This is a genomic window from Accumulibacter sp., assembly GCF_031732815.1.
GTDB lineage: Bacteria > Pseudomonadota > Gammaproteobacteria > Burkholderiales > Rhodocyclaceae > Accumulibacter.
The window spans coordinates 1-10,911 of the sequence record NZ_JAVMKF010000328.1; the positions used below are offsets into that span (position 1 = coordinate 1).

Annotated in this window: 11 protein-coding genes and 1 pseudogene; 1 reads left to right on the top strand and 11 read right to left on the bottom strand. The window is 61.0% G+C overall.

Translation table 11 applies throughout. From position 1 onward, the window contains the following. The 3 genes from RKP46_RS20080 to RKP46_RS20090 all read right to left on the bottom strand — a co-directional run. Positions 1 to 284: glycosyltransferase (locus RKP46_RS20080; RefSeq protein ID WP_311108267.1), on the bottom strand; the 284-nt coding region annotated here is incomplete at its 3' end. Further along, on the bottom strand, positions 275 to 2,230 hold the full coding sequence (gene asnB, locus RKP46_RS20085) for an asparagine synthase (glutamine-hydrolyzing) (protein WP_311108268.1): 1,956 nt from the start codon (positions 2,228 to 2,230) through the stop codon (positions 275 to 277). The genes asnB and RKP46_RS20080, both read right to left, overlap by 10 nt. An 18-nt stretch (positions 2,231 to 2,248) precedes the next feature. After that, positions 2,249 to 3,295: a glycosyltransferase gene (locus tag RKP46_RS20090; RefSeq protein WP_311108276.1), complete on the bottom strand. Its 1,047-nt coding sequence runs from the start codon at positions 3,293 to 3,295 to the stop codon at positions 2,249 to 2,251. Between RKP46_RS20090 and RKP46_RS20095 the strand changes: the two genes are divergently transcribed. Beyond that, on the top strand, positions 3,284 to 3,406 hold the full coding sequence (locus tag RKP46_RS20095) for a hypothetical protein (protein ID WP_311108277.1): 123 nt from the start codon (positions 3,284 to 3,286) through the stop codon (positions 3,404 to 3,406). The two genes, RKP46_RS20090 and RKP46_RS20095, sit on opposite strands and share 12 nt — an antisense overlap. Before the next feature lie 16 nt (positions 3,407 to 3,422). Here the strand turns inward: RKP46_RS20095 and RKP46_RS20100 are convergent, their stop codons facing one another. The 8 genes and pseudogenes from RKP46_RS20100 to RKP46_RS20135 all read right to left on the bottom strand — a co-directional run. Continuing rightward, positions 3,423 to 4,253, bottom strand: a complete 831-nt coding sequence (locus tag RKP46_RS20100; protein WP_311108269.1) for a glycosyltransferase family A protein — start codon at positions 4,251 to 4,253, stop codon at positions 3,423 to 3,425. 26 nt (positions 4,254 to 4,279) lie between these two features. Continuing rightward, positions 4,280 to 5,020 carry a cephalosporin hydroxylase family protein gene (locus RKP46_RS20105; RefSeq protein ID WP_311108270.1) on the bottom strand — a complete coding sequence of 247 codons (741 nt, stop codon included), beginning with the start codon at positions 5,018 to 5,020 and terminating at the stop codon, positions 4,280 to 4,282. Beyond that, positions 5,007 to 6,089, bottom strand: a complete 1,083-nt coding sequence (locus tag RKP46_RS20110) for a class I SAM-dependent methyltransferase (protein WP_311108271.1) — start codon at positions 6,087 to 6,089, stop codon at positions 5,007 to 5,009. The genes RKP46_RS20105 and RKP46_RS20110 overlap by 14 nt, the downstream gene beginning before the upstream one ends. A 69-nt stretch (positions 6,090 to 6,158) precedes the next feature. Next, complete coding sequence (locus RKP46_RS20115) at positions 6,159 to 7,061, bottom strand: NAD(P)-dependent oxidoreductase (RefSeq protein WP_311108272.1); 903 nt, start codon at positions 7,059 to 7,061, stop codon at positions 6,159 to 6,161. Beyond that, complete coding sequence (locus RKP46_RS20120) at positions 7,055 to 8,281, bottom strand: class I SAM-dependent methyltransferase (RefSeq protein WP_311108273.1); 1,227 nt, start codon at positions 8,279 to 8,281, stop codon at positions 7,055 to 7,057. Before RKP46_RS20120 ends, RKP46_RS20115 begins: the two co-directional genes overlap by 7 nt. Then, positions 8,278 to 9,651, bottom strand: coding sequence for a UDP-glucose/GDP-mannose dehydrogenase family protein (locus RKP46_RS20125; protein WP_311108274.1), 1,374 nt, complete (start codon positions 9,649 to 9,651; stop codon positions 8,278 to 8,280). The genes RKP46_RS20120 and RKP46_RS20125 overlap by 4 nt, the downstream gene beginning before the upstream one ends. Then, a complete protein-coding gene (locus tag RKP46_RS20130; protein ID WP_311108275.1) occupies positions 9,651 to 10,760 on the bottom strand; it encodes an NAD-dependent epimerase/dehydratase family protein in 1,110 nt (369 codons plus the stop codon). Before RKP46_RS20130 ends, RKP46_RS20125 begins: the two co-directional genes overlap by 1 nt. 60 nt (positions 10,761 to 10,820) lie before the next feature. After that, a pseudogene (locus tag RKP46_RS20135) lies at positions 10,821 to 10,911 on the bottom strand (glucose-1-phosphate cytidylyltransferase); the annotation flags it as partial.

Here is a 10,911-nt window from a genome sequence, read left to right on the forward strand (position 1 = left end):
AGCGCCGCCACCGGCGTATGCACATGCACCACGTCGAAGCGTCGTTCCTTGAACAGGCGGATCAGCGCGCGCGTCGAACCAACGTGGCGGAACAGGTTGAAGCTCCGCTCGATATGGACCGTCTCGATGTCGTAGCCGCGTTCCCGCAGACCGGCGATCGCCGGCCCGTCGGAACAGACGGCCGTCACCTCCCAGCCGGCATCGCGCATGCCGTCGATCAGCGGCAGCAGGAAATGCTTCAGCGTGAAGTCGACAGCGCACAATTGGCATACCTTCAGCCCCATCGCTTCCTCCACGCCTGATACATCAACACGTTCCACAGCGCATACTGGACATTCCTTCCTGACAGGTGCCGCTGCCACATCGCCCGGACTGCCGCCGGATCTAGTAATCCGTCGGCGGCCAACGCCGCCGGCGACAGCAAATCCTCCGCCCAGTCGCGCAGCGGGCCGCGTAGCCAGTGCTCGATCGGCACGCCGAAGCCCTGCTTCGGGCGCTCGACCAGTTCGCGCGGCACGTGGCGGTAGAGCAATTGGCGCAGCAGCCACTTGCCCTGGCCGTCACGCACCTTCTGCCGGAACGGCAGGCGCCAGGCGAAATCGATCACCCGCGCGTCGAGGAAGGGAACGCGCGTTTCCAGGCTGGCGGCCATCGCCGCCCGGTCGACCTTGACCAGGATGTCGTCGGGCAGGTAGCTCAGCGTATCGACTGCCATCATGCGCTCGGCGAAGCCGGGCAGCGCCGGCCAGCGGCCGGGGTCGGCGACCAGCGTCGGCGGCTCGACGATGCCACGCAGGGGCAGCGTGCCGCGCCACTGGCTGACCAGCTCACGGTAGAGCGCCTCCGGCGACGGTGCGCCCATGACCTCGGCGAGCTTGTGCAGCTTGTCGCCGGGGTTGCTGACGCGCAGGCGGGCCGGCAGCAGCGGGCCGAGCGCACCGAAGACGCCGTTCCAAGCACCGGCAGGCACGGCCGACAGGCCGCCGGCGAGCGCCCGGCGCAGCCCCGGCGGCACGCGCCCGAGACGGCGCCACAGCGAGGTCGCCCAGAAGTAGCGGTTGTAGCCGGCGAACAGCTCGTCGCCGGCGTCGCCGGAGAGGCAGACGGTGACGTGCTGCCGCGTCAGCGCGCAGACCAGCGCGGTCGGGATCTGCGAGGAATCGGCGAAGGGCTCGTCGTAGATATCGGGCAGACGCGGGATGATGTCGCGTGCCTGCGCCGGGTCGACATGCAGTTCGGTGTGTTCGGTGCCGAGGTGGCGGGCCACCGCCTTGGCGTGCGCGGCCTCGTCGTAGTCGCCTTCGGCGAAGCCGATGGTGAAGGTGCGCACCGGTCGCGTGCTGCGCGCCTGCATCAGCGCCACCACCGTCGACGAATCGAGGCCGCCGGAGAGCAGCGCGCCGAGCGGCACGTCGGCGACCATCTGTTCGCCGATCGCCGCGCCGAGCACCGCCTCCAGCTCGTCGAGCGCCTCGCCATCGCCCAGCGCTCGCCGGTTCGCGGCCCCCTCCTGCGCTACTGCGGCAAAGCGCCACCATGGCTCGGGATCGCCGCAGCGGCCGTCGGCCGTCACCCGTAGCAGCGTGCCCGGCGGCAGCTTGAAGATTCCCCGGTAGATCGAGTGCGGCGCCGGTACGTAGCCGTAGCGCAGCATCAGCGCCAGCGCGCCGGGGTCGGTGTCGAAGCGCGAGGAAGGCAAAGCGCGCAACGCTTTCAGCTCCGAGCCGAACGCGAAGCCGTCGCCGACGCGGCCGTAGTAGAGCGGCTTCTCGCCGATGCGGTCGCGCGCCAGCGTCAGCGTTTTCTGCGCGCGGTCCCAGAGTGCCAGCGCGAACATGCCGCGGGCGCGGCGCAGCGTCGCCTCCAGCCCCCAGGCGACGATACCGGCGAGCAGTACCTCAGTATCGGAATGGCCACGCCACGCCGGTGCCTGCCCCGCCGCTTCCAGCTCGCCGCGCAGCTCCGTCCAGTTGTAGATTTCGCCGTTATAGACGACGACGTAGCGCGCGCAGGCCGACTGCATCGGCTGGTGGCCGGCCGGCGAGAGGTCGAGGATGGACAGTCGGCGATGGGCGAGTACCACACCCGGCCCGGCGTCGATCCAGACGTCGCCGTCGTCCGGCCCGCGGTGGAGGATCGCGTCGGCCATCGCGCGCCCGCGGGCGCGCAAAGCATCGGCATCGGCATCGGCAAGCGGAGCGGCGGCGATCACGCCGGCTATGCCACACACGTCAGGACCATCCTTTCGTCATTTCCGGCGCGCCGCGGCCAGGCGGCGACTCCACAGTTCTTCGTACAAGGACTCGTAGGCGGCGACGCAGGCGTCGAGCGAGAACGACGCGGCGACGCGGCGGCGGGCGGCCGCGCCCATCGTCTGGCGGCGGCCGGCATCGCCGATCAGGTCCGCCAGCGCCTGCGCCAGCGCGGCCGGAGCGCGCGCCGGGACGACATGGCCGCACTCGCCGTCGGTCACGGCTTCGGCATTGCCGCCGACGTCGCTGACGACCACCGGCAGGCCGGCGGCCATGCCTTCGAGGACGGCATTGGAAAAGCCTTCCTCGTGCGAGGCGAGGACGCCGATGTCGCTGGCGGCCAGCAGGTCCGGCACGTCGCCGCGCTCGCCGAGGAAGCGCACGCTGGCGGAGAGGCCGAGCCGGGCGGCTTGCGCCTCCAGCGCCGCGCGCGCGCCGGCGTCGCGGCCGACCAGCAGCAATGTCGTGCGCGCCGCAAATCCGGCACCGAGCGAGGCCAGCGCAGCCAGGAGATCGGCATGCCCCTTGTAGAGGAAGAGGTTGGCGACGCAGGCCAGCACCACCCGGTCGTCGGGCAGCCCTAGTTCGGCCCGCAGCGCATGGCGGCGCTCGAGCCGCGCGCCCCCCGCCGCGAAGCGCCCGACATCGATGCCGTTGTAGATCAGGCGCACACGCTCGGGCGGCGCACCTTCGTCGAGGAGATCCCGGACGACCGCCTGAGAGTTGCCGAGCAGGGCATCCATGCGCCGGTGCAGGCGGCGCTCGACCCAGGCAGCGAAAGGGTGGCGGGACTGGTAGTGGTTGCGGCTGCGGCGGCTCATGACCACGCTGCGTGCTCCGAACATGAGCCCCAGGCTCGCGCCAAACAGGTACGCCTCGGGCAGGAAGGAATGCACGAGCGGACGCGCACTACGGATGGTCGATGCCAAGCTCAGCAGGCGGGACATGCGCCCGCCCGCATTCGCAGTACCGACAACGGAAACTCCTTTGCCGACAAAGGCGTCGGTTAGCCGACCGCCGGAGTGCAGAGGATGCAGACGCACATCGAAACGCGTCTCGTCGAGCAGCGGGAGTACCTGCAGCAAATGCTGTTCGGCCCCTCCGCAATCCAGGCTACGGGTAACTATCGACAATGGAATCCGGCCCCGCATTGATCGCCTTCCATGCGTTTCAGCGCACGAACGCCGCGCGAATCCGGCGCGCCAGAAAACCCGGGAGACCTACAACCTGCTTCCAGAATACGAGGCCGGCCGCAAGTAGTCCGGCAGCCGGTCCGCCAACCTGGGAGCACGACCGATACGTCGCACCGACCAACTGCAGCACAGCGCCCGGCAGATTGAAGCGGCTTGCGAAATCCTGATACTTTGCGCGATCAAGGTTTGTTTTCGGAATTTCGAAGTAATAGAAACGAGGGCCGGCCACATAGGCAAAATGGCCGAGCCAGGCAGCCGACATCATCATTGGCAGATCCAGCCACCACGAGCAGTAGGCGTACGGAACCCGGCGAATGGCACTCGTTCTCCAGAGCCCGTAGATATTGAAACACTGTAGGCGCGATACTTTCTTCATCCGACGCCAGCGACCAAGTCCAGCGGTAGAGAAGGGAAAGGGCTGCATCCTGCCAACCTTGTCGTCAGGCGTGACGATATAGAGATCGCCAAAAGCCAGTACCGCATCGCCGTCCTGGTCGAGGCGGTCGGCAAGCCTGGCGACGAAATCCAGGTCACGGGAATCGTCATGTGCGGCCCACATGAAATAGCGGCCACGCGCCTGCGACAGCACGAAATGGAAATTGTCGTAAGCGCTTATCGGCGGGTCCTGCCGGAAGTAGCGGATCCGTGGATCGTGCTCGGCGAGCTTCAACACACACTCCCCGGTGCCGTCATCGGAACCGTTGTCGGAGACAATAATCTCGATATCCCGCTCGGATTGATCGATGACCGACCGCATGGCCACCGCCAGGAAGTTGCCGCCATTGCGAACTGGCACGCCTATCGACACGCGCGGAGTCGTGTGTGCAGACACGCTCAACCCACGCGTCGGAGATATCCGTCCGGAGCGACGCTGATGAGCAGTTTGTTGTCGATCTCCTTGTCGATCTCAAACTCCGGATGCGTTTTCAGGTACTGCCATACTGCTGTCTTCGGATTGTTGCCGCCCCCCCATGGCCGGTCGGAAGGACAACATTCGGCAGTGTCCTCAATGATGGTGTCGAACACCACGCAGTAGCTGCCCCGAGTGACCAGCGGCGCATAGGCCTCCAGTTCGGCCAGGACATGATCATGCGTATGGTTGCTGTCCAAAGCGACGAGAATCCTTTCTTTGCCCGCCGCCACCTTGCGCACTTCGGCGATGATTTCCGGGGCGACGCTCGACCCCTGCAGCATCGTGATGCGCTTCGACATCGGGTGAGACTCGATCGCAGCCCGGTTATGCGGGCGGATGTCGATATCCACACCAAGAACCATCGCCGACTGGGGACCGCCGCAGGCGGCGTTCAATTCAAGCATCGCGGCCGAGAAAATCAGGGAGCCGCCGTGCGCAATGCCGGTCTCGATGATCAAATCGGGCTGCACCGCCCAGATGATTTCCTGCATTGCCACCATGTCCTGCGGATACTGGATGATCGGCCGGCCAAGCCAGGTGAAATTGTAGGAATACTGCGGGCGCAGGGATGATTTCATAAACGCGGCTGCGTCAGCCTGCAGTCCGGCGTTATCGCCATTGGCCGCGATCCGATCCTTCACTTCTTGCTCAAACGTTCCCATGATCCACCGTTAGATAGTTGAATTTGTTCGAAGTCATTTCCTGAATTTCCGGCAGGTAATTGCCGTTCATCACGAATACGATTGCCTCGGCCGGTAGCCGATCGATTACTTTCTGTGGAGACGAGACCGGATATCCCGTTCCTGCGAGAAACCTGCCTTGCTTCGCCGGGTTGATGTCGATGACGAAGTCGATTTCCACGCCCCGACGCCGCATGAACAGGGAAAATATCACCCCTTTCGATGCCCCTCCCCAAACGACCACAGGCCGCCCTCGCTCCAGTTTGCCGTCCCGGATCTTCTGCGCGTAGCGATCTACTGACGACAGAAAATCGGCCGGAAAGGAAAACCCGTCATCGCACTCCAGGCGCGGTTGTCGGAGAGTGGCCAGATCTGCAACCACGTACAGATACTGTCCGCCGAAAACGTGCCCCACTTCCATTACGGAGCCGAACATGCGATGAAAGTCGGCGAGTCTGAAGTAATTTACGTGCTCGTAGAAGATGTCGAACCAGGCGCGGTTGTCCACGATCCAGTCTAGGCACGGCACCTCGATGTAAACCCGCCCACGGCCCCCATTTGCATCGCGAATGGACTGGAGGAATGCGACGGGATTCGACACATGCTCAAGAACATGGCGCAGAACGACGCCGTCGGCGCTCAGTCCGGTCGTGGGTTCGAAATAGGATTTAACAATATGAGGATTGGACCCCTCATAAGTCGGATCAAAGCCGGTAACGGAAAACCCCTGCCGGCACAGGTGCTCAAGGAAATAACCCTTTCCACACCCCACCTCGATCAGGTCCCGCTGCCGGAAATGCCGGCAGATGACATTCGTCACCTCATCAAGATGCGAGCGAAAGACCCGGCTGACAGCTTGTTCGTTCTGATAGTCTGCGTCGTACTGAACCAGTTCTTCCCGGAACGCCGAATTGAAAACAAGGCCCGTCAAGGAATCTCTGACCAGGACAATATCTCCTGTTGGCGAAGCGCTGGCGTCGTCATGCGAGGAGAACATCCGGTTCTGGAAGACGGGGAGCCGCTCCGCCCGATAAAGTTCCTGGAATGCCACTTGCCACCTTTCTACAGATTAATGCCCCATCCATCGACCAGTTTTCAACCGGACAGGAACGCGATCGAGTTACTCTATTGTCACCAGTCTTGCATTGACATAGGCGGCGAGCCGATCCGAAAACGGAACAACCGGAGACCATCCGGTCGAGCGCAAACGTGAGTCATCCCCGATGACCCAACGTGCATCTCCCGCCCCCGGAGGCGCATCAAGTACCGCTTCGCCAGACCTCCCGAGGTACCCGGCAATTTCGTCCACCAGGCCACGAATTTGCCTCGGTATGCCGGAGCAGATATTGACCACTCCGCTGTAGTCGGAGACGGCAAGATGCACGAGCGCATCCGCAACATCTTCCACCGCCAGGAAATCTCGCCAGTTCTCCCCGCCGATGGTAATCGGAGGACTGCGCCCGAGCACCGCATCCACTATCGACGGAATCAACCGCCTGGGGCTTTCCCCCTGCCCGAACGGAATGAACAGCCGTGCCCAGCAGCAGGGTATGCTTTCCGCGGAACAGGCCGCCATGACCAGCTGCGAGGTTGCCGCCTTTGCTTTCCCGTAAAGAGTTGCCGGTTCGATCGGCGTTTTTCCCTCAATGCACACCCCCGCTGACCAATCGTACTCGGCACAGGTTCCGATCGCCGTTACATGCACTCCGCGTTCGCAGAATGCTCTGATGAGTGACAGGGATGCCATGGCCCAGTCGAGATTCGCAGCCGATGTCCAGTAACGCCCATGCTCGGTATACCAGGCAAGATGGATCAGGTGGGTACATTCGAGATTGGCGAAACTGGCGTGCAGGTCGTCGCTCAACAGATCTACCGCCCTATAACGATCCAGCGCAACGCCGGGCGGGCGCGTTCGGCCGATGGACAGGTACGGGATACCTTTGCGATCCAGTGCCGCCAGCACATGCTGCCCGACGAACCCGGAGCCCCCCGTGACCGCCACCCGGACGGAACGACCTACCATTGCATCAGCCTCGGAACTGCCGACACTAGCTGTCCTCCCCACTGCCGGACATACGACAACTGGTTACCAAGCTCGGGAGCCAGGTTCCACGGAAGCACAAGAACATGGTCCGGACGGGACTCCTGCAACGCCGATTCGGCAACGATCGGAATCCGGCTGCCCGGCATGTACTTGCCTTGCTTGGCCGGATTCCTGTCGGCCACAAATGAAACCAGATCCGGGCGGACTCCGGCGAAATTCAGCAGCGTATTCCCTTTGGCCGCGGCGCCATAGGCCGCCACGGTTTTCCCGGAACGTTTGGCGTCGATCAGGAACTGCAGCAGGTCGTCCTTGATCTTCTCGGCGCGCGGCTGGAAATCACGGTAGTAGTCCGCCGCGGTCATGCCTGCGGCACGCTCGCGCGCCAGCATCTCCCCGACGCTGGCGGCGACCGGCAGGGCGCCGGTACCGGCCCGCTGAGCGAAGACGCGCAGGCTTCCACCGTGCGTCGACAGTTCCTCGACATCGCAGACACGCAGCCCGTTCCGCTCGAAGATACGGGTCACCGCCGACAGCGACAGATATGAGAAATGCTCATGGTAAACGGTGTCGAACTGGACGCCTTCGACCAGCCGCAGCAGGTGCGGAAACTCGAAGGTGGCGACGCCGTTTTCCTTGAGCAGGATGGCAAAACCGCCGACGAAATCGTTGATGTCCGGGACGTGCGCGAGGACGTTGTTCGCCGCCATCAGGTCGGCGGCCTTGCCGGCAGTGCGCAGTTCATCCGCCAGCCGGCGGCCGAAGAAGGATTCGACGATCTCGATGCCTTTCGCCCGTGCGGCGGCGGCGGTGCTCGCGGTCGGCTCGACGCCGAGGCACGGGATCCCGCGCTCGCGCGCGTACTGCAGCAGGTAGCCGTCGTTGGCCGCGACCTCGACGATATGGGAAGCGGCACCGAGGGCGAAACGCCCGACCATCGCCTCGACATAACTACGCGCGTGCCGCAGCCAGCTGTCGGAGAAGGAGCTGAAGTAGGCGTAGTCCGCTGAAAACAGTTCTTCGTGATCTGCGAAGTCCTCGGTCTGGACCAGCCAGCATTCGGTGCACACCATCACCCGTAGCGGGTACCACTTCTCCGGCGCATGCAGCGTTGCACTCGTCAGGTAGGAATTGGACGGCGGTGCGCTGCCGAGATCGACGAACGGCAGCGTCAGTTCGGTTCCGCAGTGACGGCATTTCATGACCTGCCCCCTTCGGCCCTGCCCTCGGAACGCATCCTGCCCAAACCTATCCCACGATAGCGGGCAAATTTACGCTTATCTAAGAAACGCCTTCCATCTATGATGGGGATAGCCTGAGAATCCAGGAGATTGTGAATTGCGGCATATTGCGGCCACGAAGTTACTAGCACTACCGCAGCGACATCTCGAATCGCATCGCTTAGGCAAGCACAATAGTCCACATCGACTTCGGGGATTGCCGCCTTCATAGAGGGAATAGCAATAGGATCATGTGCAACAACATGCGCCCCTTCTTTCAAAAGTGCGCGGATTAGAGGCATCGCCGGGGATTCTCGGACATCATCAGTGCCTGGCTTAAAAGCCAAACCCAAGACGGCTATACGCTTCCCGCTCAAAAGACCAAGCTCTTCTTTCACTAATTTGATAGTTTCACTTGGCTGCTTCCGATTTGTTTCTAAGACTGCCTCCAAAATGCGCATGGGCCGGCCGATCTTGGCTCCGTATGAAACTAAAGCCTTAACATCCTTGGGAAAGCAAGATCCACCAAAACCTGTGCCTGGGATGAGGAATGACATTAAGCCGGGTTTCACCCGCCCTTGCGGAAGCAATGGGGACAAGCGACGATCCAAATGAACCGCCTTCAACACTTCGATCGCATCCACTTCACCGGCTTCTGAGCATAAATTCGCAATTTCATTTGCGAATGAAATGGTGGCGGCCAAAAAGGAGTTGGCAGCATACTTGCACATCTCAGCAGTGACCGGTGTAGTAAGAACGAAATCCGTAGACGCAAACGCGCTGTACATCTCCTGCATGAGGGCAGAAGTACGCGCATCCACGGAACCTATCACTATGCGATCTGGCTCCATAAAATCCTTGACGGCCGTTCCTTCGGCCAGGAACTCCGGATTCATACACAACCCAAGCCCCTCCCCCATTCGGCGTCCGGAAGCCCGTTCTAATAGTGGGCCTACGACATCTTGCGTCGTTCCTGGGACAACTGTGCTTTTCACGCACACAACATGGTAATCAGCAGCGTACTGAAGCGTGTTACCGATATCGATGGCGGCTTGTCGAATAAAGGAAAGATCGATTTCCTTACCATCAAACGGAGTGCCGACAGCAATCATCGAGATTTCGGCACCCACCATCGCCTCAGCCAGATTCGTCGTCGCCCGCAAGCACCTCGCAGCAACATTTTTTTTCAGGAGGGCATCCAATCCCTCTTCGTAGATCGGAGATGTACCCGAGTTGATCTGCGCCACTTTGCTCGACGCAACATCAACGCAAACGACTTCATGCCCGATTTCTGCTAGGCCCACTCCGGAAACCAGCCCCACATAGCCCGAACCCATAATGACTATTTTCATTACCGATTCTCCCTGTACCAAATCAGAGAACGGCGCAACCCCTCCTCTAGCGACACTCGAGGCACATAGCCAAGCTCACTACGCGCTTTGGCGATGTTTGGACAGCGTCGGTTTGGGTTGTCTGTCAAATAAGCTATATCGTCGCTATTCTTGTGAACTACCCTTCCCGTGTAACCAAACAATTCATGGCCGATTGCTGCAACCCGATCTGCCAATTGGCGGACATTGATCTCAGGTGATTCCGTTCCGATATTGTAGGGTTCGCCAGCACGCCCTTTAGTCAATATCTTTATATAGCCGGCTATGGCATCTGAAATATAACAAAAGGTTCTTGTAGCACTGCCGTCCGAGAGAAGAATCAGATCCTTCTCTTCAAACATATCACGTGCCAAATCGGGCAATAACCGCCGGTCATGAATATCCAGACCCGGACCGTAGTTGTTAAAGGGCCGTGCGATAGTAACGGGCACCCCGTGCTGCTGCGCAAAGTTTACACACAATGTTTCTCCCAACCGTTTTGACTCATCGTAGCAAGCACGCGGGCCTGTGCAGGATACGAAACCGCGATAGGCTTCCGCGGTAGGGATGGCATCCGGAAAAGGATCTCCGTAAATTTCGCTGGTTGAGAAGAAAAGCATCCCAGATATGGGACTACCACCTTCAGCACGCAACTTCGCATAGTCCAGCAGGTGGCGTAGACCATTTACGTTTGCATCAATTGTTTCGATCGGATGCAATCTATAGTAGGTAGGCGAGGCAATCGACGCTGCGTGGATAATGTAGGAGAACGGAGCCCCTCCCCCCGGCAACGGCCTAGTAATATCGTGCTCCACCAGCGTGACGTTAGGACGGGCACACAAATTCTCTAGCCAAAGCTTTCGCCCCCTGCTGAAATTTTCATATATGGTGAGTTGGATTGGGGAACGACCGTCGGAGTCGCCCACTTGGGCCAAAACATGGGCAAGCATATAACCAAGAAAGCCAGCACCACCAGTCAGTAGAACGTTCTGCCCAGCCAACATGTCCAGACTGTCGCTGGCATGGTGGGCAATTGCAGAAACATCTCCCTGCACTACGTCGACCGCTGATTTCGGTATATTGATCATCATCTAAATAACAACTTTCAAATAAAATAATTGATCTGAGAAACGGCAACCGCCCTACTCTGACTACTCCCATACTTTCCACGGAGACCTCCCACTCGCCCACAGGTCTTCGAGCAGGTTCTTCTCGCGCAGCGTGTCCATCGGCTGCCAGAAG

Coding starts and splice junctions, on each gene's coding strand:
- RKP46_RS20115 (WP_311108272.1), bottom strand. CDS start 7,061: ATGGTAGGTCGTTCCGTCCGGGTGGCGGTCACGGGGGGCTCCGGGTTC.
- RKP46_RS20130 (WP_311108275.1), bottom strand. CDS start 10,760: ATGATGATCAATATACCGAAATCAGCGGTCGACGTAGTGCAGGGAGAT.
- RKP46_RS20120 (WP_311108273.1), bottom strand. CDS start 8,281: ATGAAATGCCGTCACTGCGGAACCGAACTGACGCTGCCGTTCGTCGAT.
- RKP46_RS20095 (WP_311108277.1), top strand. CDS start 3,284: ATGCAGACGCACATCGAAACGCGTCTCGTCGAGCAGCGGGAGTACCTG.
- RKP46_RS20125 (WP_311108274.1), bottom strand. CDS start 9,651: ATGAAAATAGTCATTATGGGTTCGGGCTATGTGGGGCTGGTTTCCGGA.
- RKP46_RS20105 (WP_311108270.1), bottom strand. CDS start 5,020: ATGGGAACGTTTGAGCAAGAAGTGAAGGATCGGATCGCGGCCAATGGC.